This window comes from Mesorhizobium sp. M7A.F.Ca.MR.245.00.0.0, from assembly GCF_003997415.1.
Taxonomy (GTDB): Bacteria; Pseudomonadota; Alphaproteobacteria; order Rhizobiales; family Rhizobiaceae; genus Mesorhizobium.
In genome coordinates this window covers 53,275-74,269 of record NZ_RZTE01000007.1, presented here as the reverse complement: position 1 = coordinate 74,269, position 20,995 = coordinate 53,275, and the positions used below count along the sequence as shown (strand labels likewise).

Here is a 20,995-nt window from a genome sequence, read left to right as displayed (position 1 = left end):
CTACCGTAGATAGCGCTCCTGCGCGAGGTCGCGAACGTCGATGTCAGGCACCCGGCTGGAGATGATGTCGGCCAGAACCTTGCCCGAGCCACAAGCCATGGTCCAGCCGAGCGTGCCGTGGCCGGTGTTGAGATAGAGATTGGAAAGCTCGGTGCGGCCGATCAGCGGCGGACCATCCGGCGTCATCGGCCGCAGCCCGCACCAGAACGTCGCGTCCCGCATGGCGCCGGCGCCCGGAAAGAGATCGCCAACCGAGTGTTCCAGCGTGCGTCGCCGCGATTCGTGCAGCCTGAGGTCGAAGCCGGAAATCTCGGCCGTACCACCAACCCGGATGCGGTCGCCGAGCCGGGTGATCGCCACCTTGTAGGTCTCGTCCATCACCGTCGACACCGGTGCCGCGGCGGCGTCCTTGATCGGCACGGTGATCGAATAGCCCTTGACCGGATAGACCGGGATCGGCCGCTTCACCCGGCGCATGAAACCTGCCGAATAACTGCCCAGCGCCATCACATAGGCGTCGGCGGTCTTCCAGCCCTTGCTGGTGCTGAGATTGGCGATGCGGTTGCGGCTGCGGATGACGCGCCAGATCGTCACGTCGTACTCGAACTTGACGCCGCGGGCCAAACAGAGTTCGGCCAGCCTGTCGGTGAACATCTTGCAGTCGCCGGTCTCGTCGTGCGGCAGCCTGAGGCCGCCGACGAACTTTTCGCGCACCCCGGCAAGGCCAGGCTCAGCCGCGATGCAGCCGTCCTGGTCGAGGATCTCGTAAGGCACGCCATACTTCTTCAGCACCTCGACATCGCCGCCGGTGCCGTCGAGCTGCTTTTGCGTGCGAAACAGCTGCAGCGTGCCCTGGGTGCGCTCGTCATAGGCGATGCCGGTCGCTTCGCGCAGCGCCTTCAGCGTGTCGCGGCTGTATTCGGCGAGCGGCACCATGCGTGCCTTGTTGATCGCATAGCGCTCGGCCGTGCAGTTGCGCAGCATCTTGATCAGCCATGTCCACATATGCGGGTCGAAGGCCGGCCGCACCACCAGCGGGCCATGCTTCATCAGCAGCCATTTGATCGCCTTCAGCGGAATGCCGGGTCCGGCCCAGGGCGAGGCGTAGCCGGGCGAAATCTCGCCGGCATTGGCGAAGCTGGTTTCCAGCGCCGGGCCTTTCTGGCGGTCGAGAACCGTCACCTCGTGGCCGGCCTCGGCAAGAAAGTACGCCGTGGTCACTCCGATGACGCCGCCGCCCAGCACCATGATCTTCATCGTTCACTCCTTGCCGCCGCACGTCCTTGAGGACGCCTGGACGCGGCCGCATTTCCGATTTGCGCACGATCCCCTGCGAAAATCGATGCCGACTTTCGGGATCGTGCAGTGTTGCCTGTTCACGCCGCCGTGGGACCGGGGTCGTCATCCCCTGTCTGCCGCATTCCGGCCCTTTCGCCAAGGGGCCGCCAATCGGCTGCGGCGCTGTAGACGAGGGTGAGCCCATGCGGCCGTCGCGCCTCGGCCTGGGATTTCTTCCTGACGGCACGCCGCGCGGCCTCCGGCTGGTAGAGCACGGCTGCAATCAGGACCGACTCCCGCCTGCCGTCGGCGTGTTCGATCCATGCAGTCTGACCCTCGGCCATGCCGAGCATGCAAAGCCCCCGCCTTGTCATGATCGACAGGCTGGAGCCGACCGGACCGCGCACCTCATTCTGCACCAGAGTTCGGGTCTCGGCAGGGCCGGCATCGACACGAAACACCAGCCTGCTGTTCAGCGTCACGATATCGGATCCGACCGAATCGATCGCGACGACCTCGGCTTTGGAAAGCTTCTCTTCAAGCATTGGAACAGTCGGATCCGCGAAAGCCCGCCAACGCTCCAACATGATCTCGAGGACGGCGAAGTCCTTCGTCGTCAGCCGGAAATTCGCGCCTGTCATCGCCGTCTCCATGATCAGGACCCTTCCCGCCCGCAGGCCGGCGCATCGACCGCTTCGATGGTCGCCGACAGCTCCCGGCCGCCACGGCTGCTCCAGCACACTGTCTGCCCGATCGACGCGCCGATAAGCGCCGTCCCCATCGGTGTCAGCACCGAGATCCTGTTTTCACTGATGTCTGCTTCGCCGGGATAGACCAGCGTGATGCGCTGGGTGTGGCCGCCATCGTTGCGGATTGTCACCGTCGAATCCATCCGCACCACGTTGGCCGGCATGGAAGCCGCCGCCGTGACGACGGCACGGTCCATCTCCGAAAGCAGTTCTTCGGCCGTCTCGGGCTCGCGGTCGAGCGACGCCCGCGCCAGGCCCGTCAGCCTGTGGTGGTCGGCATCGCTGACCAGAAGCCGGCTCGGTGGCCGCAATCCTGTTGCATGTTGCATGGCAAACCTCATGACTTGGCGCATCCAACAGACGCGCGCCTGCCCCCGCACAAACGGTGGCTTGATGAAAAGCCGGCAGCCGCGAAGCTGTCTGGCTCGGGAATGATGATGTCAGGTAGAAATGCCCCGGTTCGGACGAACGCCAAAAGGCGACCGCGCCGGGGCTACGATCCCGCGATTGGGCAGACCCTGAACAAGGTTCTGATATAAGCTGGGTTGCTCATGCAAGGAGCCTTGCCGACAGGCATCCGCTTGTCAAGCGCGGCCAAACCGCTCAACCGCCCACATAGCGCCGATGGAAGCGCGGGCCGAGGCTGGTCAGGATCTCGTAGCCGATGGTGCCGGCATGGCCGGCAGCGTCATCGACACTTTGCGAGGGACCGAGCAGTTCGACGAGATCACCCTCGCGCAACCTGCCGGCCGGCAGGGCGGAAATGTCGAGAATGATCGAATCCATCGACACCCGCCCGAGGAAAGGCAGGCGCGTGCCCTCGAACCACGCAGCCGACACGGCCCGGCGCTGCCAGCCATCCGCGTAGCCGAACGAAATTGTCGCCAGCCTGAGCGGGCCTTGCGCTTGATAGGTGTGGCCATAGCCGACGCCGGCGCCTTTTTCGACGCTTCGCGTCTGTGCCACCTTTGCCTGCAACCGCACCACCGGCAGCATCGGATTGGGCTTTGCCGGCGTCGGATTGATGCCGTAGAGCGCGGCACCGGGGCGGGCGAGATCGTAGTGAAAGCGCTCCCCAAGAAAGATGCCGGAGGAATTGGTCAGCGAGGCCGGTACCGCCGGCAGCATCTTGCGCAGCTGCTCGAATGCCAGCCGCTGCAGCTCATTGGCCGGGTGCTCCGGCTCGTCGGCGCAGGCCAGATGACTCATCACGAACCGGATGTCGATGCCGTCGAAGGCCTGCGGATCGGCGGCAACGCGCTCCACATCCCGGGGCGCCATGCCGAGCCGCGACATGCCGCTGTCGACCTGGATCGCGGCCGGCAGTTTTCGGCCGGCGCGGCGAGCCGCCACACGCCAAGCCGCCAGTTGCTCAGGGCTGTTTATAACAGCACAAAGGTTTGCTGCCACGGCGTCCGTCTCGGCACCGGACGGAATGCCGTTCAACACGAAAATGGCAGGGCCCGCACCAAGCGAGCGGCGCAGGGCGACGCCTTCGCCCAGAAGCGCAACGAAGAAGACATCGCAGCCTTCGCGCAGCAGCGCCGCCCCGACCTGGCCGGCGCCAACGCCGTAGCCGTCCGCCTTGAGCACACCAGCGCAGGCAACATCGCCCAACCGCGCCTTCAGCCGCCGGTAGTTTTCACGGATTGCACCGAGATCGATGGTGAGGATGGCCCCAGCCGCCACTTCGCTTGTGGCGGTGACCTCTTCTGGCGGCGACTTTTGGGGGGCGTCGTTCATGGCGACCCTTCGCGTGCTAGTGGATACATCAATAGGACCGCCGGGCCGGCGCGGCAACCGCGGTTGTTGTATAGCGGCTATTGCACCAGATGCCGGAATGCTGTCACCACATCCTCATAGACATGGCGCTTGAACGGCACGATCAGGTCGGGAAGGTCCTGCATAGGCCGCCATGCCCATTTGTCGAACTCTGCGGTGTGGCCACCCGGCGGCGGGTTGATCTGGATCTCGCTGACATCGCCGTGGAAGCGAAAGGCGAACCATTTCTGCGTCTGGCCGCGATACCGGCCCTTGAAGGCGATGCCGACGAGATGGTCCGGCAAATCATAGTTGATCCAGTCCGGCGCCTCGGCCAGCAGCGAGACGCCTCGCATGCCGGTCTCCTCATAGAGCTCGCGCTCGGCCGCCTGCAATGGCTCCTCGCCCTCGTCGATGCCGCCCTGCGGCATCTGCCAGAGCTGCGTCGTGCCGGCAAATTCGCTGTCCGGTTCGGCAATCCGGTGCCCGACCCAGACAAGGCCCTCGGCATTGAGGATCATCAGCCCGACACAGGGACGGTAAGGCAATTTTTCGCGGTCGATCTTGTTCGTCTTAGGCATCAGTCAGTCTTTCCAGCCGTCTTACGATGGCTAGCCTTTTTGCGGATCTATAGCCACCGCTGAAATCGGCACGATCTCGATGCCGCGCTTCTTGGCCTCGACCACCCAGGACGACACGGTATCGACCGTCAGGTCGAAGGCCGAACCGATGCCGACGGCAGTGCCTTTGGCCCGCGCGGTCGCCTCCAGACTGTCGAGCTTCTTCAGGATTTCGCCGCGATCCTGCACGGCATCGATCGCCATGTCGCCGGCGACGAAGGGCACGCCGTCCTTCAGCGCTAGGTCCGGCGCCAGGCTGCGAGCCGACGAGCCGTCATCGATATAGGCAAGGCCGCGTTTGCCGAGTTCGGCCATGAACGGCTCCATCGCCGCCGCGTCGGCGGAAAAGCGCGCGCCCATATAGTTCATGACGCCGGTATAGTTGGTCGTCCGCGACAGTGCCCAGTGCAGGCTTTTCAGATTCTCATCCGCGCTCGCCGCCACCGTCAGCGTGTTGCGGCCCGGATTTACCTTCGGATAATCGAACGGTTCGAGCGGCACCTGCATGACGATCTCGTGGCCGCTCTGCCTGGCTGCCTGCATCCACCGGCCGATGCTGTTGCCTTGCGGCGCGAAGGCCAGCGTCACTTCCGCCGGCAGCTTGGCGATGGCCGCCTGGGTGCCGGTCTGCGAAACCGAAAGCCCGCCGATGACGATCGCCACCCGTGCGCCGCGCCCGCCCGACCAGGGCCGCGCATAGACGTCGAACGGCCGCCTGCCATCCGTGGCGCGCACCGGCAACGGCCCGGTCTCGCTGGTCTCGATCAGCGCCTTGTCTGGAATATGCGCGATCTTCAGGTTCTGGCCGATAGTCGACGGATCGCGAATGACGATCGCTGCCTTGGGCGGCCCATCGCCCTCCTCCGTCTGCACATGGATGATCTGCGGCCCGCCTGATTTGACCGGCGCCTCCGGCTTCGGGGTCGATGCGGGCGGCGCAGGGGCAGGCTCGGCCGCCGCGGTCACTTTCGGCGTTGAAACGGCAACCTCTTGCGGCTTTCTAAACGGCTTTTCCCTGAGCGCGATCGCGCCGGAGACGCCGGCCACCGCCAGCACGGCCACTGTCGCCATGATCGCACTGCCGCTGATCTTGCCGGCGGCGCGCGGCGACCGGACTGCCTGTCCGAGCGGGCGTTCGATGTCCTTGCCGATATCAGCCAAGCCTAATCCCCGGGCACATGGCTCCGAAGACGAAGCCGCTTCGAAAAGACATGCGCGAATTCATCAATCCCGGCGCACCCCGCGCCATGTCTCGGGAGCTTTGCCTCGCCCCCCGAATCAAACTGCCGGAACCTCTCGGTCCCGGCAGCATCGCATTGCTTCCATCTGGCTCAAACAGAAAGATGGGGCGGCGCGTGCGCCACTCCAGATCCTTACTGGTTGAGAACCGCCTTTTGCGGATTGGGGGGGAAGGACGGATCGGTCTTCTGGCCACGCAGCAGCTGCTCGGCATAGATGAGCTGCAGATCGTCTTTCGGATCCGGCGGCACATAGGCCGCCGAGCCCGAACCCGTCGTGCTCTCGTCGGCGCCCTTGATATGGCCCTTGAGATCGGATTCGCCACGTGTCAGATCCCTGCCCTGCAGTTCCGGCGGCAGTGGCTGTTCGACCTTGATGTCCGGCGTGATGCCCTTGCCCTGGATCGACTTGCCGGACGGCGTGTAATAGAGCGCCGTCGTCAGCCGCAGCGCACCATTCTCGCCGAGCGGAATGATGGTCTGCACCGAACCCTTGCCGAAGGACTGCGTGCCGACCACCGTGACACGGCGCAGGTCCTGCAGCGCGCCGGCGACGATTTCCGACGCACTGGCCGAACCGCCATTGACCAGGACGATCATCGGCTTGCCGTTGATGTCGTCGACCTGCTTGGGCTTGGCGTCGAAGCGGGTGACGTCCTTGGGGTCGCGGCCGCGCGTCGAGACGATCTCGCCGCGGTTGAGGAAGGCATCGGACACGCTCACCGCCTGGTCGAGCAGGCCACCCGGATTGAGGCGGAGATCCAGAACGTAGCCCTTCAGCTTGTCGTCGGGAATCTGCTTCTTGATGGTGTCGATGGCGTTCTCGAGGTCGTCATAGGTCTTTTCGGTGAAGGAGGTGATCTTCATGTAGCCGATGTCGTTCTCGACCCGGAACTTGACCGCCTTGACCTTGATGATGTCGCGCACGACCGTCAGTTCGATCGGCTTGTCGGCGCCCTGGCGCAGGATGGTCAGCTTGATCGGCGTGTTGACCAGGCCGCGCATCTTGTCGACCGCATCGTTGAGGGTCAGGCCGCGAACCTCTTCGCCGTCGATCTTGGCGATATAGTCGCCGGCCAGCACGCCTGCCTTGGCGGCCGGCGTGTCGTCGATCGGCGTGATCACCTTGACCAGATCGTTCTCCATGGTGACCTCGATGCCGAGGCCGCCGAACTCGCCCTTGGTCTGGACGCGCATATCCTGCGCCTGCTCGGCATTCATGTAGGAGGAGTGCGGGTCAAGCGAGGCCAGCATGCCGTTGATGGCATTCTCGACCAGCGACTTGTCGTCGGGCGGTGTCACATACTGTGCCCGCACCCGCTCGAAGATATCGCCGAAGATCGCCAGTTGCTTGTAGGTCTCCGACCCTGCAGCGTTCGCCGCCGAGCCGGGCGCGCCATAGACCAGGCTCATGGCGGACGCGCCCATCAGCGCACCGGCAAACAGAAGCGACAGTTTCCGCATTATTCACGTCCTTCCAGAAAAACGGTCCGCCCACCATGGGGCCGGATCGACGGGTTTTCCATCCTTGCGGAACTCGACATAGAGTTCCGGCGTGGCATTTCCATTCTTCGAAACCGAGGTGCTCGCCACCCGGGCCTCTCCCATCGCACCGATCGGCTCTCCTGCAAGCACTGATTGACCGGTCGCGACGCTGATTCTGCTCATCCCCGCCAAAACGACATGATAGCCGTCGCCTGCGTTCAGGATCAAGAGTTGACCATAAGAGCGAAACGGCCCCGCATAAAGCACATTTCCATCCGCCGGCGCGGTAACGATGGCTCCCGATTGTGTCGCAACCATGTCGCCAAGCATCACCGCGCCGTTACCGTCATCGGCGCCGAATCGCCGCTTGATACGACCGGTCACCGGTAGCGCGATCTGCCCCTGAAGGGCCGAAAAGGGCACCGCGGCGGCAAGTTGGTTGCTTTCCGGAACGGGCAGCGACGCCAGTTCCGCCGGCGCCGATGTGTTGTCGCCATCCGGTGTCTTCGGCTCCGCGGCCTTGGCAGCATCGGCAGCCTTGCGGCTCTTGTCGGCCTGCGCTTCGAGCGACGCGATCAACTCCTTCAGGCTGCCGGCCTTGGCCGCCAGCGCTTCGGATCGCTGCTTTTCGGCGGCCATTTGCGTCTGCGTGTCGGCTTCGAGCTTCTGCTTGGCCTCCAGCAGCATGCCGAGGCGCTTCTTTTCCGCCGTCTGGTCGCCGACCGCCGCCGTCAGCCGCGCCCGTTCGGCGTCGATCGACGCCGTGAGCCTGGTCTGTTCCTTGAGATCGGCAAGCAGGCTATCGGTCTGCTGGCGCAGTTCCGGCACCACCGCGCCGAGCAGGATGGCGCTGCGCACCGACGACAGCGCGTCCTCGGGCTTGACCAGGATCGCCGGCGGCGGGTTGAGACCCATGCGCTGCAACGCGCCCAGCACTTCGGCCAGAACGTCGCGCCGCGCCATCAGTGAGGCGCGGATCTTCTGTTCCTGGCCCTTCAGTCCTTCCAGCCGGGCGCCGATGTCCTCGATGTCCTGGCCGAGCTTCTGCTCGGTCATCGCCGACTGGATCAATGCGGCGGTGATCGAGGCGTGATCCTTCTTGATCGTCGCGATATCGGCGGAGAGTTTGGCCAATCGTTCCGACGACAGCGTGATCTCCTTCGAGACCCGTTCATATTCGGCCCGGCTCTGATCCGGATCGGGAGCCATGTCGAGCGTGTTTTCCGCCCGCCCCGCATGCATCGACAGCACAAGCACCGCCACCGCGATGCCGCAGCGCGCGCGCCAGGAGCCCGTTCTTGATTTTCTGTCTTCAGACATTGAAGCCCGACTCTATGCGTGGCTTCGTTAACGAACAATCAACCATGTTCGAAACCGCCCACTCGATGCAATCTTGCCTCGGCATTGGGGCGGAAATCCGGGTGTAGTGCACCAATTCACCGGTTTACGAGCGATGATAAGGATGTCCCGAAAGGATCGTGGCCGCCCGATAAAGCTGCTCTCCCAGCATCACGCGCACCAGCTGATGCGGCCATGTCAGCAATCCGAACGACATCACCAGTTCGGCCTGGTCGCGCAGCGACTGGTCGTGACCGTCGGCGCCGCCGATGGCGATGACCAGTCCCTTGCGGCCACCGTCACGCAACAGGCCGAGGCGCCCGGCGAAATCTTCCGAAGAAAAGCTTTTGCCGCGTTCGTCCAGCAGGATCAAAGCGGTGCCGGGCTGCAACTGCGTCTGCAGTTTCTGGCCTTCCTCACGCCGGCGCTCGTTGGCGGTCTGGCTGCGCCCCTCGGCAATCTCGGCAATGCCGCCAAATTCAAGCCCGACGGCCGGGCCGCTCTTGGCGAAGCGCTCGAAATAGCGGTCGGCAAGCAGCTTTTCGGGGCCGGCTTTCATCCGGCCCACGGCATGAACTGATATCTTCATCCTCGCCTTGTAAGCCGCGCGAACGACTTAGTGGAGCGTTTCTTCCTCGAGGTCCGGCGCCTGCCACATCTTTTCGAGATTGTAGAATTCGCGGACTTCGGGGCGGAAGACATGGACGATGATGTCGCCAGAATCGATCAGGACCCAGTCGGCGCCGGACAGCCCCTCAACGCGCGCGGTGCCGAGACCGGCATCCTTGATCGCTTTGAGAAGATGATCGGCGACAGCCGCGACATGACGGTGCGATCGGCCCGAAGCGACGACCATGTAGTCGCCGAGGCTCGATTTCCCCTGAATGTCGATGGAGACAATGTTTTCGGCCTTGGAGTCTTCCAGACTGGCAAGGACTGTCTTGATGGCGCGGGACACGGCGTCGTCTACGCTGATCCTGGCCGGCGAAGGCATGATATCGGCCTTCTTCCGCAGTGCTGTTCTCAGTGTATTTCCTTTCGCAGCAAGAACAACCAAATCACCCCTTGAAGCAGGTGACACCACTTAGATAGGCAGAGTTCCCTGACAGTTTCAAGACGGGACCCTGCCTCGCACGAACGTATTGTCGCTCTTGTGGTTCCGCTGCACGCCGGAAAAGATCGGAACCCTCACCGCCCGCATGGGTTATCGGCTCACCGACCAACCGGATTCCCCCCATGCCGATCGACCCGCAAAACGCCTTTCTCAGCGTCCAGGCTGGCCTCGCCCAACTGAGCACGCTGATTGTTTCGTACTCCTTCTCGGCCATCGGTGCCGTCATCCTCTTGATTGTCGGCTACATCGTCGCCGGTCTTGCCGAACGTTCGATCTTCGCCGGTCTCGGCCATATCCATGGTTTCGATGCGACGTTGCGGCATTTCTTCTCCAAGATCGTCCGCTACGCCATCCTGATCCTCGTCACCATCATGGTGCTCGGCCAGTTCGGCGTGCAGACGGCCTCGATCATTGCCGCGATCGGTGCCATTGGCCTCGCCATCGGTCTGGCGTTGCAGGGCACGCTGCAGAACATCGCCGCCGGCATCATGCTTCTGGCGCTGCGGCCGTTCCGCATCGGCGAATCCGTCGAGGTTGGTTCGATCGCCGGCACGATCGAGGAAATCGGTCTGTTCGCGACCAAGCTCAGGACCGCCGACGGCGTCTACATCCTGGCGCCCAACTCGACGTTGTGGAACCAGCCGGTGCGCAACTTCTCGCGCAACGGCGTACGCCGCAGCGACATCACACTCTCCATCGGCTCCTGGAACGACATCGACAGGGCGCAGAAAACCTTGCTTGCCACTGCCGCGGCCGAACGGCGAGTGAAACGTGAGCCGGCGCCGATCGCTTTCGTCTCGACATTGGGTGACAGCACTGTTTCGATTGCCTTGCGCTATTGGACATCGTCGGCGGACTTCTTCGCCACCCAGACCGATCTCACCAAGCGCGCCAAACAGGAATTCGATAGCGAAGGCATATCGATCCCGCTGCCGCCGCCGGAAGCGCCCCAACCCGAAGCCCGCCGGCAATAGTCGGTTGGCTCAGTGCCGGCCCTCATCGTCCGGTGAGAAGGCAAGTTCGACCGGCAAAGGCGCCTGCGCCGTCATCGGTGCGAAACTGCCGGTTTCACCGACCGGGACCGCACGCGTCGTGAACACGCGCAGAAGCACGAACAGGCAGAAGGCTGCGGCGATGAGAACAGCCACATAGATGAAAGCCTGCGTTCCAAAGACGGCCGAAAGCGCCGTCACGATGCCGGGCACGACGAAACCCGACAGCGACCAGGCAAACAAAAGCGAACTGGACAGCGCCACCATGTCATCCTTGCCGGCGCGGTCGGCGGCATGTGCGCTGGCCAGCGAATAGATCGATTCCGAGGCGCCGTCCCACACGATATAGATCACAACCAACGCGGCCAACGCGCCGCCATCGTACCCGAGCGCAAATACGCCGGCGACCATGGCAAGCGCGGATGCGGCGATCAGCACATAGCGGCGGTCGGTTCGGTCGGAAATCCAGCCAAGCGGGATCTGCAGGATCAGAGTGCCGAGAGGCATCGCCGAAAGCAGCAGCGCCACATCGGCCTGGCTGTAGCCCTTGGCCGTGGCGTGGATCGGCGCGAAGCCCGCAATCGACATTGACAGGCCGCCGACCGCAAGCATGCCGGCGACGCCGACCGGTGAAACCCGCCAGGCGCGGCGCAGCGCCACCGAGGCCGCCTGCGGTGCCGGCGGCTGGGCAAGTCGGGTCATCCCGACGGGAAGGATCGATAGCGCCGTGAAGGCGATGCCGATCAGCGGCGCATCCGCTGTCCTGATATCCACCAGCGCCAGCGTCGCGTAGCCGACGCCGAGCCCGGCGACATAGGCAACGTAGAAGAAAGCCATGACCCGGCCACGGATGGCGTTGGCAACGGCGTCGTTCAGCCAGCTCTGCGCGACGATGAACAGGCCGCAGATGGCAAAGCCGTAGAGCGCGCGGGCGGCTATCCACAGCAGCGGATGGACCCCGGCGCCGACGGCGGCGTTGGCCAGTGCGATCAGCGCCGACAACACCATGAAGGCACGGGCATGGCCGACCCTTCGCACCAGCGGTCCGGTCAGGATGCAGCCCGCCAGCCCACCGGCCGAAAGTCCGGTGATGATAAGTCCGGCCCAGGTCGGATCGAAACCCTCGGCGCCGAGCCGAACCGGGATATAGGCAAACATCAGCCCGTTGCCGACGGCTATCAGTGCCATCGACACGATGACGCTGGCAATCGCGATCAGCGGTGTGGGCTCGGCGCCCTGCTCGGCTTCGCTACGGGTTTTCCTGGGAATCGACATGCCTGCTCAGGATTGCCCATGAAACGGGCAAAGGGAGCGATAAAAGCGACATGGGCGGGCGGTCGGGCTCACCCCTTCGCCAGCTTGCGGATCGCACTTGATGACAGCGACGAGCGCGGGCCGTGGATAAAGGTCCAGGCCGGTGCTTTCATGCGGGCAAGCCGCGGCGCATCGCCCTCGTCGATGCGGGCATAGTCGAAGGTCTTGGCGACGACGGAGGACAGGAACGACAGCGTCGCGCCCGGGCGGTCGATGACGGCGATCGGGAAAGTCATAACGATCTCGCGCCAGCGCTGCCAGCGGTGGAAATCGCGCAAACTATCCGCCCCCATGATCCAGACGTAGTCGACGCCGGGATTGCGCGCCTTGACCAGCGCCAGCGTGTCGGCGGTGTAGCGGACGTGATGGGCGGCTTCGAACGCGGTGACCTTGATCTTCGGGTTCTTGGCGATCTGCTCCGACAGCTGCAGCCGTTCGCCGAGCGGCGCCAGTTCCCTGGTGTTCTTCAGCGGATTGCCCGGCGTGACCATCCACCACAATTGGTCGAGCGCCAGGCGTCTGAGCGCGATCTCGGCGACCAGCGCATGGCCGGCATGCGGCGGATTGAACGAGCCGCCGAACAGGCCGACGGCGAGGCCTTTCTCAGCATGCGGCATCTTCAGGTAACGGGAGGGTACCGCCGGTTCGGAAGATGCCAGCATTGCCTCAGGCTCTGACAACGAAAAGATTCAAGGCCTCACCTGTCCCGACCCGCGCACGCGGTATTTGAACGAGGTCAGTTGCTCGACGCCGACCGGTCCGCGCGCATGCATCTTGCCGGTGGCTATGCCGATCTCGGCGCCCATGCCGAACTCACCGCCATCGGCGAACTGCGTCGATGCGTTGTGCAGCAGGATCGCCGAATCGATCTCGTTGAAGAATCTCTCGACGGCTTGCGCGTCCTCGGCGACGATCGCCTCGGTGTGATGCGAGGAAAACGTCTCGATATGCTCGATGGCACCGGCAACACCGTCGACCAGCTTCACCGCGATGATGGCGTCGAGATATTCGGTCACCCAGTCGGCATCGATCGCCGGCTTGGCATCGAAAAACACTTTCAGCACGTCGGCATCGGCATGGATTTCGCAGCCGGCCGCGCGCAGTGCGTCGAGGATCGGCACCAGATGGGTGGAGGCGACCCCCTGGTCGACCAGCAGCGTCTCGGCGGCACCGCAGACGCCGGTGCGCCGCATCTTGGCGTTGACGGCTATCCGCACCGCCATGTCGAGATCGGCCGAGCGGTCGATGTAGAGATGGCAGATGCCTTCGAGATGCGCGAAAACCGGCACCCGTGCCTCAGCCTGCACGCGCCCGACGAGGCTTTTGCCGCCGCGCGGGATGATGACATCCAGCGTGCCGCCGAGGCCCTTCAGCATCTCGCCAACGGCGGCGCGATCGGTGGTCGGCACCAGCTGGATGGCGTCTTCCGGCAGGCCGGCTTGCTTCAGCCCTTCGACCAGGCAGGCATGGATGGCGGCTGATGAATTGAGCGAATCCGAGCCGCCACGCAGGATCACCGGATTGCCTGCCTTGAGGCACAGCGCGCCGGCATCGGCGGTGACGTTCGGGCGGCTCTCATAGATGACGCCGACGACGCCGAGCGGCGTGCGCACACGCTCGATATGCAGGTCGTTCGGCCTGTCCCATTGCGCCATCACATCGCCGACCGGATCGCGCAGCGCGGCGATTTCCCTGATGCCGTCGGCCATGGCGCGAATGCGCGCCGGATCGAGCTTCAGCCGGTCCATGAAGGAGGCGGAAAGCCCGGATTCCTGGCCGTTCGAGACATCGATGGCGTTGGCGTCGAGAATGTCCTGCTCCCGAGCGACGATCGCCTCTGCCATGGCGAGGAGTGCGGCGTTCTTGGCGGCGGTCGTGGCAATGGCCAGCGGTCGGGCGGCAGCGCGGGCACGACGGCCGATATCGGCCATCGTTGCTACGGTGTCATCCCCGGATTTTTCATGCAGTTTCAGCATGGCTCATCCTCCGCTTACATCGCCACCGACCGTGACTTGGTCACCGGCCCCTGTTTGGTCGCCGGCCCGTACTTGGTCACCCGAATGGCTCACCACAAGGTCGTCGCGGTGGATCATCGCCGAACGCGCCTCGTAGCCGAGCACGGTTTCGATCTCGGTCGTCTTCAGGCCCGCGATCCTTACGGCATCGGCCGCATCGTAGGCAACCAGCCCGCGCGCGATCTCGCGGCCCTCGGGCGACAGGATCGCCACCGTGTCGCCGCGCGAGAAATTGCCGCTGACCAGCTTGACGCCGGCCGGCAGCAACGACTTGCCCGACAGCAGCGCACCGATGGCGCCGGCATCGACCGTAAGCCGGCCGGCCGGTTCGAGCTGGCCGGCGATCCAGGTCTTGTAGCCCTTGACCGGGTTGCTGCTCGGCCGAAAGAAAGTAGCGCGCTCGCCGCGTTCGATCGCCATCAGCGGCGACAACCGCGTGCCTGAGGTGATGATCATCGCGGTGCCGGCGGCGGTGGCGATCTTGCCGGCATCGAGCTTCGTGCGCATGCCGCCGCGCGACAGCTCGGAAGCGGCCGCACCCGCCATCGCCTCGATATCGGGCGTGATGCGGTCGACCACCGGAATGAATTTGGCCTGAGGGTCACGCGCCGGCGGCGCCGTATAGAGGCCATCGATGTCGGAGAGCAGCACCAAAAGATCAGCGCCCATCATGGTGGCGACGCGAGCCGCCAGCCGGTCATTGTCGCCATAGCGGATTTCGGACGTCGCCACCGTGTCGTTTTCGTTGATGACCGGCACCGCCTTCATCTTGAGCAGCGTCGAGATCGTTGCCCGCGCATTGAGATAGCGGCGGCGCTCCTCGGTGTCGCCGAGCGTCAGCAGGATCTGGCCCGATTTCAAGCTGCCCTTGCCGAGCGCATCCGACCACGCGCCGGCCAATGCGATCTGCCCGACGGCTGCCGCGGCCTGGCTCTCTTCGAGCTTCAAGGCGCGCTTGCCGAGACCAAGGATCGTGCGGCCTAGCGCGATGGCGCCGGACGAGACGACGAGGATTTCAGCGCCGCCCTTGGCCAGCGCCGCAATGTCGTCGGCGAGCGAGGCCAGCCAGTCGCGCTTCAGGCCTGTCGCGCGGTCGACGAGCAGCGCCGAGCCGATCTTGACGGTGATGCGCCGATATTTTCCCAGCGACTGCATCGTCCTACTTTTCCCAGCGCGTCTCGACTGGCGCAGCGATCTGCGCACGCGCCTCGGCCACCACCGACATCAGCGCCCGCAGCACCGCCTCGACACCCTCGCCGGTGACGGCCGACAACAGCATCGGCGCGCGGCCGGCGGCGCGCTTCAGCGAGGCGACTTTCTTCTTGCGCGCATCGGCTTCGAGCGTGTCGACCTGGGACAGTGCCACGATCTCGACCTTGTCGGTCAAGCCGTTGCCATAGGCCTCAAGCTCCGCGCGCACGGTCTTGTAGGCTTTGCCCGGATTTTCCTCCTGCGCCGAAACCAGATGCAACAGCACACGCGTGCGCTCGACATGGCCAAGGAAGCGGTCCCCGATGCCGACACCCTCATGCGCGCCTTCGATGAGGCCCGGAATATCGGCGATGACGAATTCGCGCGCGTCGATGCGGGCAACGCCGAGGCCGGGATGCAGCGTCGTGAACGGATAGTCGGCGATCTTCGGCTTGGCCGCGGTGACGGCGGCCAGGAATGTCGACTTGCCGGCATTCGGCAGCCCGACCAGTCCGGCATCGGCGATCAGCTTCAGCCGCAGCCAGATGTTGAGCTCCTGCCCCGGCAGGCCGGGGTTGGCGCGGCGCGGCGCCTGGTTGGTCGAGGTCTTGAAATGCTGGTTGCCGAAGCCGCCATTGCCGCCCTTGGCCAGCAGAAAGCGCTGGCCGACCACGGTCAGATCGCAGATCAGCGTCTCGTTGTCTTCTTCGAACACCTGCGTTCCCGCCGGCACTTTCAGCGTGACATCGGCGCCCTTGGCGCCGGTCATGTTGCGGCCCATGCCGTGGACGCCGGTCTTGGCCTTGAAATGCTGCTGGTAGCGGTAGTCTATCAGCGTGTTCAGCCCGTTGACTGCCTCCAGCCAGACATCGCCGCCACGGCCGCCATCGCCGCCATCCGGTCCGCCGAACTCGATGAATTTTTCGCGCCGGAACGACACCGAACCGGCGCCACCGTCACCGGAGCGGATGTAGACCTTGGCTTGATCCAGAAATTTCATGGGATTGTACAGTTTCTACTAGTGGCCTTGCGGCATTGCTCTAAACCTTGGCCCTTGCTCTAAACCAAGGCGCGGCGAAGGGCGAGGCCGTTTTGTGACAATGGCCGCGCGGGATCGGCCGGAGAGATGCCGGAATGAAGCTTGTAACTTACAACATCCAGTACGGCATCGGCCTCGACGGGCAATACGATGTCGGGCGCATCGCTGATGCCGTGCGCGGCGCCGACGTGATCGCTTTGCAGGAGGTGACCCGCAACAATCCCCGGAATGGCGGCCGCGACATGGTCGCCGAGATCGGCGAGGCGCTGCCCGACTACTTCGCCGTCTATGGCAGCAATTTCGAGGCCAATATCGGTTCGCACATCGACAATGGCCGCGCCATCACGAAAACCTTCCAGCTCGGCAACATGGTGCTGTCGAAAACGCCTATTCATCTGTCGCGCAACCTGCTTTTGCCGCGCAGCCGCAGCTTCGAGATGATGAACTTCCAGCGCGGCGCGCTGGAAGCGCTGATCGAGACGCCGCTTGGTTTCATCCGCTTCTATTCCATCCATCTCGATCACCGCAGCCCCGTCGAACGCGCCAGCCAGATCCAGTTCCTGCGCCAACGCATGCTGAACTACGCGCTAGAAGGCGGCGCGCTGTCCGGGGTCGCCGAGATCGGCCTGCCGGAACTGCCGCATCCCGAAGCCTTTGTCGGCATGGGCGATTTCAACATGCTGGCCGGCTCGCCCGAATATGTCGAACTCGCCGGCCGGCCGGACCACGAATTCGGCATGCCGCTGACCGCCGACTTCGCCGTCGATGCCGCCTTGCGGCTGAACGCTAGCGGCGACGATCTCATTAGCTGGGTCGATCCCAAGCAACCCACCGACCCCAGCCGCCACAAGCGCATCGACTACATCTTCACCAGCGCGTCGCTCGCCAGATCCCTGCAGCGCCTGTGGGTCGACCGAAAGGCCGTCGGCTCGGACCATCTGCCGGTCTGGGTCGAACTGGGCTGATCCAAGTTTGCCTCCCATTGGTTTCGCGCCGTACCCGATGTGTGTCGAGATTCAGGTCAGGCCGAGCCGAGAATAGTGGCTTCCGAGAACCGGAGCGGAGCGTACTAAAAGTACGTGAGCACCGGAAGCGCAGGAAGCCGCCATTCGCAGGCCGGCCTCACCTGAATATCGGCACACATCAAAAGTGGACCCAGTTCCGCAGGCTGGTCCAGGTCTTCCTATCGAGCCGATAACGCTCGACCGGCACCTGGCCGGCGACGATCGAGTTCAGCATGCCCTGGCCGGCATACTGGAACCCGCATTTGTGGATGACCCGGCGCGAGGCCGGATTGATGACCCGTGTCGAGGCATGCAGCACCTGGATCGACGTCCTCTGGAAGGCGAGATCGACCAGCGCATGTGCCGCCTCGGTCGCGTAGCCCTTCTTCCAGTGCGGCTCGCCGATCCAGTAACCGAGCTCCAGCCCGCGATCGGTGGTGTTGAGGCCGGCGCAACCGACGAAAGTGTCGGTGCCGGCCAGCGTCAGGGCATAAGCGATGCCGGCCCGGCGCGACTTGGTCATGGCCAGGAAAGAGCGCGCCTCGGCCTCGCCATAGGGGTGCGGCATGCGGGCCAGCATTTCGGCGACATGGCGGTTGTCGGCAAGCTCGACCAGTTGCGCGATATCGCCCTCGTGTGGCGCCCGCATCACTAGCCGCTCGGTGACCAGCACCGGACAATCTATCGCGTAACTTTCGTCTTCTGAGTCTTCCGCTTCGGCAACCATTTGAAAGTCCTCCAGGCACAAGAAAAAGGGGAGATGGAAACCCATCTCCCCTGATCCTTTTCCTGGCTTTGCCAGACACCGGTTCCCGAGATGGGCGCCGGTGTTCTAGTGCGGAACCGGCTACTCCGCGGCTTTGGCAATCGGGTTGACCGATACGTAGGTTCGGCCGTTGGCTTTTTTGTTGAACGTCACGGCGCCGGTCTCGAGCGCAAAAAGCGTATGGTCCGTGCCCATGCCGACATTGACGCCGGGATGCCACGTGGTGCCGCGTTGACGAATGATGATGTTGCCCGGGATGACGGCTTCGCCGCCGAACTTCTTCACGCCCAGACGCTTGGAATGCGAGTCGCGACCGTTGCGCGACGAGCCGCCAGCTTTCTTGTGTGCCATCTAACTAACTCCGTTGCGCCGCAAGGCGCCTAAAAGGCCTTATGAACGCGTTCGCGTTCCGTTTCAAGTCCGATCCGGCGACCTGGTCGCCAGAAAATTACTTCGCAGCCAATTCCTTGGCCTGCTCGCGCCAGTCCTTGATCTGGTCGGCGCTGAAGGACATGTGCTCGTCGATCTTGGCGACATCCTTGTCGGTCAGCTTGGCGAGCTGCGCGAAGGTGATGATGCCCTGCTCGTTGAGATCCTTGGCTGCGACCGGGCCGATGCCCTTGATCACGGTCAGATCGTCCGGCTCACCCTTCGGCGCCTTGAACAGCGGCGCTGCCGCGGTCTCGGCTGCCTTTGTCTCGGCTGCCTTGGCCTTGGGCTCCTTCTTCGGCGCGGCTTCCGCCTGCACCTCGGTGGCGGCCTCGGCCTTCACCTTCTTCGGCGCCTTGACCGATGCCGTCTTCGTCGGCTTGGCGCCACCCAGCAGGATCTCGGAGATCCGCACGGTGGTCAAAAGCTGACGATGGCCGATCTTGCGGCGCGAATTCTGCCGGCGGCGCTTCTTGAAGGCGATGACGGTGCGGTTCTTGCCCTGCTCGACGACTTCGGCGGTGACCACCGCGCCGTCGACGAACGGCGCGCCGAACGTGACATTCTCGCCCTCGCCATGCGCCAGCACATGGCCGATCTCGACCATATCGCCGACAGCGGCTTCGAGTTTTTCGATCTTCAGGAGATCGTTGGCGGCAACGCGATACTGCTTGCCACCCGTTTTAATGACTGCGAACATTTTTTGCCTTTCGCTGTTCGGTCGGCCTTGATGAACCGCCTGAGGCAGTTCAGCCGTCTTTTTGTCAGTCTGCGGGTTCAAAAAACAAGCGGCGCGGAAGAACCCTCCACGCCGATTGCGCGCTGTCCCTAACCGAAGGTTGGGGGCGAGTCAAGGCAAACCAGCCGCGCCGTTTCCGAGACCGTCATTGGCGGGCACGGACCGGCTGTGCCGACATGCCCACGGCGTTGCCCCCCTGGGCTGAGGATGGGTGACCGGTCGGCAATCTGCCTCGGGTCTCGCTGTACCTCACCAGCCCGTGAATCCGCCGCTTGCCAAGCAAGCCAAATAACTGACGGATTGGCCTTGTAACCTGCCCGTTCAGCCGTTATCTAGTGCGCCGCGCCGGCAACGGCCGACCATGACCGCGGAGAGGTGGCAGAGTGGTCGAATGCACCGCACTCGAAATGCGGCATGGGTGCAAGCCCATCGGGGGTTCGAATCCCTCCCTCTCCGCCATTTAGCTTCCATAATAATCGTTTCCTTTCAAAAGCTTCCTTGTTGCGCTTGACCAGCGCGAAGCGAAACTTATCTTAGACTGTGTAACAAACTGTGTAACATTAGAGAAAGATAATGCGACGTTCCGCAGCGCCAAAGCCGCATAAACGTGAAGGCATCTGGTATCTCGTCCGCAGGGTGCCGAAGGAATTCGCGGCGTTTGATCGCCGCTGCCTAGTACGCATTTCCACGGGCGTCGCCGTGGCTGACGATCCCCGCGGTGTACGGGCGCGAGATGCAGTGCAAAGCCTCGGCGCGGGGCTGGAGGCGTATTGGCGTAGACTGCGGGAAGGCCAATCCGCCGAGGCGGGGCTGCGTTTCGAAGCCGCGAGGAAGCGCGCGCGGTCATTTGGATTGGCCTATCGCTCTAACGAGGAACTAGCAGCGGGGCCGCTCGACGAACTCATGGCCCGTATCAAGCTGCTCCTCGACAAAAAATCGATCGAGGACGCGCAGGACGTCTCGGCCGTCATGGGTGGGGAGAAGCGGCCAGCGGTCCGCCTGAGCGGTCTTATCAAGGAATTCGAGACGATCGAGCAACAGAACTTGCTGACCATGTCGCCTAACCAAATCAAGAAATGGCGTAACCCCAAAAAGCGCGCAGTTGCCAATCTGGTTGGAGTCATTGGCGACAAGGAGATCGCAAGCCTCACTCGGGACGACGCAATCGCGTTCCGCGAGTGGTGGCAAAAGCGGATCGTTGAGGATGGACTTGATATCGGTACGGCCAACAAGGACATCGGCCATGTTTCGAAAATGCTGCGCGTCGTCGATCTGACTCACCAGCTCAAGCTGGAGCCGGTTTTTCGAAACCTGCGTCTTTCCGGCGCCGTCCCCGGGCAACGCGCTGCGTTCACAGCGGAGTTCATTCAGGAGAAGATACTCGCTGAAGGCGCGCTCGACGGACTCAATGACGAAGCCCGCCATCTAATCTATGTGATTGCCGATACCGGACTCAGGCTTTCTGAAGCGGCAAACCTCACCACCGAAACAATCCACCTCGATCAAGAAATCCCGCATGTGCGGGTGCGCCCCAATGGCCGTCGCTTGAAGACCGGTCATTCAGCCCGTGACATTCCCTTGGTTGGCGGCGCACTTGCAGCCATCAAGCTCCATCCGGACGGCTTTCCTCGTTATCGCGACAAGGCCGCGTCACTTTCAGCGCTCGTCAACAAGGTGCTCGCCAGCAAGGAACTTCTGCCGACTTCCGAGCATAGTCTTTATAGCCTGCGACACACTTTCGAGGACCGGCTGACGGCAGTTGAGGCGCCGGAGAAGGTAATTGCTTCTCTGATGGGCCACAAATGGATCCGGCCCAAATACGGCGCGGGACCTTCGTTAGCGCAAAAGCGCGAGTGGCTTCAAAAAATCGCTTTTACCCCGCCCGGGCGAATGTGATTGCGGCGCCATCCAGGCCTTGAGAAC

At 63.6% G+C, this 20,995-nt stretch carries 21 protein-coding genes and 1 tRNA gene; 4 read left to right on the top strand and 18 right to left on the bottom strand.

The window, feature by feature from the left end; translation table 11 throughout:
• The 10 genes from EOB80_RS10740 to rsfS form a co-directional block, all read right to left on the bottom strand.
• Entirely contained in the window at nucleotides 1-1,257 is a 1,257-nt protein-coding gene (locus tag EOB80_RS10740) for a D-amino acid dehydrogenase (protein ID WP_127327594.1), read from the bottom strand.
• Nucleotides 1,258-1,376: 119 nt separating this feature from the next.
• On the bottom strand, nucleotides 1,377-1,919 hold the full coding sequence (locus tag EOB80_RS10735) for a nucleoside-diphosphate kinase (RefSeq protein WP_245466328.1): 543 nt from the start codon (nucleotides 1,917-1,919) through the stop codon (nucleotides 1,377-1,379).
• A gap of 14 nt (nucleotides 1,920-1,933) precedes the next feature.
• Entirely contained in the window at nucleotides 1,934-2,356 is a 423-nt protein-coding gene (rnk, locus tag EOB80_RS10730; RefSeq protein WP_127327592.1) for a nucleoside diphosphate kinase regulator, read from the bottom strand.
• A gap of 274 nt (nucleotides 2,357-2,630) precedes the next feature.
• Entirely contained in the window at nucleotides 2,631-3,770 is a 1,140-nt protein-coding gene (gene alr / locus EOB80_RS10725; protein WP_127327591.1) for an alanine racemase, read from the bottom strand.
• A gap of 77 nt (nucleotides 3,771-3,847) precedes the next feature.
• Nucleotides 3,848-4,369, bottom strand: coding sequence for an RNA pyrophosphohydrolase (locus EOB80_RS10720; protein WP_127327590.1), 522 nt, complete (start codon nucleotides 4,367-4,369; stop codon nucleotides 3,848-3,850).
• Nucleotides 4,370-4,399: 30 nt separating this feature from the next.
• Nucleotides 4,400-5,569, bottom strand: coding sequence for a divergent polysaccharide deacetylase family protein (locus EOB80_RS10715; RefSeq protein WP_127327589.1), 1,170 nt, complete (start codon nucleotides 5,567-5,569; stop codon nucleotides 4,400-4,402).
• Nucleotides 5,570-5,781: 212 nt separating this feature from the next.
• A complete protein-coding gene (locus tag EOB80_RS10710; RefSeq protein WP_024502881.1) occupies nucleotides 5,782-7,113 on the bottom strand; it encodes a S41 family peptidase in 1,332 nt (443 codons plus the stop codon).
• Nucleotides 7,114-8,451 carry a murein hydrolase activator EnvC gene (locus EOB80_RS10705; RefSeq protein ID WP_127327588.1) on the bottom strand — a complete coding sequence of 446 codons (1,338 nt, stop codon included), beginning with the start codon at nucleotides 8,449-8,451 and terminating at the stop codon, nucleotides 7,114-7,116.
• 124 nt (nucleotides 8,452-8,575) lie between these two features.
• Nucleotides 8,576-9,058 carry a 23S rRNA (pseudouridine(1915)-N(3))-methyltransferase RlmH gene (rlmH, locus tag EOB80_RS10700; protein ID WP_127327587.1) on the bottom strand — a complete coding sequence of 161 codons (483 nt, stop codon included), beginning with the start codon at nucleotides 9,056-9,058 and terminating at the stop codon, nucleotides 8,576-8,578.
• Nucleotides 9,059-9,085: 27 nt separating this feature from the next.
• Entirely contained in the window at nucleotides 9,086-9,463 is a 378-nt protein-coding gene (gene rsfS / locus EOB80_RS10695) for a ribosome silencing factor (RefSeq protein WP_013529073.1), read from the bottom strand.
• A gap of 242 nt (nucleotides 9,464-9,705) precedes the next feature.
• Between rsfS and EOB80_RS10690 the strand changes: the two genes are divergently transcribed.
• The gene (locus tag EOB80_RS10690) at nucleotides 9,706-10,557 is read left to right on the top strand and encodes a mechanosensitive ion channel domain-containing protein (protein WP_127267095.1); all 852 of its coding nucleotides are present in this window, start codon (nucleotides 9,706-9,708) and stop codon (nucleotides 10,555-10,557) included.
• A gap of 9 nt (nucleotides 10,558-10,566) precedes the next feature.
• Here the strand turns inward: EOB80_RS10690 and EOB80_RS10685 are convergent, their stop codons facing one another.
• The 5 genes from EOB80_RS10685 to obgE all read right to left on the bottom strand — a co-directional run bounded on the left by EOB80_RS10685 (nucleotide 10,567) and on the right by obgE (nucleotide 16,095).
• Nucleotides 10,567-11,850 carry an MFS transporter gene (locus tag EOB80_RS10685; RefSeq protein WP_127327586.1) on the bottom strand — a complete coding sequence of 428 codons (1,284 nt, stop codon included), beginning with the start codon at nucleotides 11,848-11,850 and terminating at the stop codon, nucleotides 10,567-10,569.
• Between the two features lie 68 nt (nucleotides 11,851-11,918).
• Nucleotides 11,919-12,551: a nicotinate-nucleotide adenylyltransferase gene (locus EOB80_RS10680; protein WP_245466327.1), complete on the bottom strand. Its 633-nt coding sequence runs from the start codon at nucleotides 12,549-12,551 to the stop codon at nucleotides 11,919-11,921.
• A gap of 27 nt (nucleotides 12,552-12,578) precedes the next feature.
• Nucleotides 12,579-13,865 carry a glutamate-5-semialdehyde dehydrogenase gene (locus tag EOB80_RS10675; RefSeq protein WP_127327585.1) on the bottom strand — a complete coding sequence of 429 codons (1,287 nt, stop codon included), beginning with the start codon at nucleotides 13,863-13,865 and terminating at the stop codon, nucleotides 12,579-12,581.
• Between the two features lie 3 nt (nucleotides 13,866-13,868).
• On the bottom strand, nucleotides 13,869-15,059 hold the full coding sequence (gene proB, locus EOB80_RS10670; protein ID WP_127317719.1) for a glutamate 5-kinase: 1,191 nt from the start codon (nucleotides 15,057-15,059) through the stop codon (nucleotides 13,869-13,871).
• Between the two features lie 4 nt (nucleotides 15,060-15,063).
• Nucleotides 15,064-16,095, bottom strand: a complete 1,032-nt coding sequence (gene obgE, locus EOB80_RS10665) for a GTPase ObgE (protein ID WP_127327584.1) — start codon at nucleotides 16,093-16,095, stop codon at nucleotides 15,064-15,066.
• Nucleotides 16,096-16,229: 134 nt separating this feature from the next.
• Between obgE and EOB80_RS10660 the strand changes: the two genes are divergently transcribed.
• On the top strand, nucleotides 16,230-17,099 hold the full coding sequence (locus tag EOB80_RS10660; protein WP_127327583.1) for an endonuclease/exonuclease/phosphatase family protein: 870 nt from the start codon (nucleotides 16,230-16,232) through the stop codon (nucleotides 17,097-17,099).
• 178 nt (nucleotides 17,100-17,277) lie between these two features.
• On the opposite strand, the gene EOB80_RS10655 is transcribed toward EOB80_RS10660, so the two are convergent.
• The 3 genes from EOB80_RS10655 to EOB80_RS10645 all read right to left on the bottom strand — a co-directional run bounded on the left by EOB80_RS10655 (nucleotide 17,278) and on the right by EOB80_RS10645 (nucleotide 19,033).
• A complete protein-coding gene (locus tag EOB80_RS10655) occupies nucleotides 17,278-17,865 on the bottom strand; it encodes a GNAT family protein (RefSeq protein WP_063173273.1) in 588 nt (195 codons plus the stop codon).
• Between the two features lie 120 nt (nucleotides 17,866-17,985).
• A complete protein-coding gene (gene rpmA / locus EOB80_RS10650) occupies nucleotides 17,986-18,255 on the bottom strand; it encodes a 50S ribosomal protein L27 (protein WP_013529063.1) in 270 nt (89 codons plus the stop codon).
• A 97-nt stretch (nucleotides 18,256-18,352) separates the two neighbouring features.
• Nucleotides 18,353-19,033 (bottom strand): 50S ribosomal protein L21, encoded by a 681-nt coding sequence (locus EOB80_RS10645; protein ID WP_127327582.1) that lies wholly within the window; start codon nucleotides 19,031-19,033, stop codon nucleotides 18,353-18,355.
• Between the two features lie 408 nt (nucleotides 19,034-19,441).
• Between EOB80_RS10645 and EOB80_RS10640 the strand changes: the two genes are divergently transcribed.
• Both EOB80_RS10640 and EOB80_RS10635 read left to right on the top strand, forming a co-directional pair.
• Nucleotides 19,442-19,531 (top strand) — tRNA-Ser (locus tag EOB80_RS10640).
• A gap of 114 nt (nucleotides 19,532-19,645) precedes the next feature.
• Nucleotides 19,646-20,968, top strand: a complete 1,323-nt coding sequence (locus EOB80_RS10635) for an integrase (protein WP_126057794.1) — start codon at nucleotides 19,646-19,648, stop codon at nucleotides 20,966-20,968.
• Nucleotides 20,969-20,995 lie beyond the last annotated feature (27 nt).

What these genes read in the sequence shown, in the direction of transcription:
- EOB80_RS10740 (WP_127327594.1), bottom strand. Translation starts at nt 1,257, where the DNA reads ATGAAGATCATGGTGCTGGGCGGCGGCGTCATCGGAGTGACCACGGCG.
- EOB80_RS10735 (WP_245466328.1), bottom strand. Translation starts at nt 1,919, where the DNA reads ATGACAGGCGCGAATTTCCGGCTGACGACGAAGGACTTCGCCGTCCTC.
- rnk (WP_127327592.1), bottom strand. Translation starts at nt 2,356, where the DNA reads ATGCAACATGCAACAGGATTGCGGCCACCGAGCCGGCTTCTGGTCAGC.
- alr (WP_127327591.1), bottom strand. Translation starts at nt 3,770, where the DNA reads ATGAACGACGCCCCCCAAAAGTCGCCGCCAGAAGAGGTCACCGCCACA.
- EOB80_RS10720 (WP_127327590.1), bottom strand. Translation starts at nt 4,369, where the DNA reads ATGCCTAAGACGAACAAGATCGACCGCGAAAAATTGCCTTACCGTCCC.
- EOB80_RS10705 (WP_127327588.1), bottom strand. Translation starts at nt 8,451, where the DNA reads ATGTCTGAAGACAGAAAATCAAGAACGGGCTCCTGGCGCGCGCGCTGC.
- rlmH (WP_127327587.1), bottom strand. Translation starts at nt 9,058, where the DNA reads ATGAAGATATCAGTTCATGCCGTGGGCCGGATGAAAGCCGGCCCCGAA.
- rsfS (WP_013529073.1), bottom strand. Translation starts at nt 9,463, where the DNA reads ATGCCTTCGCCGGCCAGGATCAGCGTAGACGACGCCGTGTCCCGCGCC.
- EOB80_RS10690 (WP_127267095.1), top strand. Translation starts at nt 9,706, where the DNA reads ATGCCGATCGACCCGCAAAACGCCTTTCTCAGCGTCCAGGCTGGCCTC.
- EOB80_RS10685 (WP_127327586.1), bottom strand. Translation starts at nt 11,850, where the DNA reads ATGTCGATTCCCAGGAAAACCCGTAGCGAAGCCGAGCAGGGCGCCGAG.
- EOB80_RS10680 (WP_245466327.1), bottom strand. Translation starts at nt 12,551, where the DNA reads ATGCTGGCATCTTCCGAACCGGCGGTACCCTCCCGTTACCTGAAGATG.
- EOB80_RS10675 (WP_127327585.1), bottom strand. Translation starts at nt 13,865, where the DNA reads ATGCTGAAACTGCATGAAAAATCCGGGGATGACACCGTAGCAACGATG.
- proB (WP_127317719.1), bottom strand. Translation starts at nt 15,059, where the DNA reads ATGCAGTCGCTGGGAAAATATCGGCGCATCACCGTCAAGATCGGCTCG.
- obgE (WP_127327584.1), bottom strand. Translation starts at nt 16,095, where the DNA reads ATGAAATTTCTGGATCAAGCCAAGGTCTACATCCGCTCCGGTGACGGT.
- EOB80_RS10660 (WP_127327583.1), top strand. Translation starts at nt 16,230, where the DNA reads ATGAAGCTTGTAACTTACAACATCCAGTACGGCATCGGCCTCGACGGG.
- EOB80_RS10655 (WP_063173273.1), bottom strand. Translation starts at nt 17,865, where the DNA reads ATGGTTGCCGAAGCGGAAGACTCAGAAGACGAAAGTTACGCGATAGAT.
- rpmA (WP_013529063.1), bottom strand. Translation starts at nt 18,255, where the DNA reads ATGGCACACAAGAAAGCTGGCGGCTCGTCGCGCAACGGTCGCGACTCG.
- EOB80_RS10645 (WP_127327582.1), bottom strand. Translation starts at nt 19,033, where the DNA reads ATGTTCGCAGTCATTAAAACGGGTGGCAAGCAGTATCGCGTTGCCGCC.
- EOB80_RS10635 (WP_126057794.1), top strand. Translation starts at nt 19,646, where the DNA reads ATGCGACGTTCCGCAGCGCCAAAGCCGCATAAACGTGAAGGCATCTGG.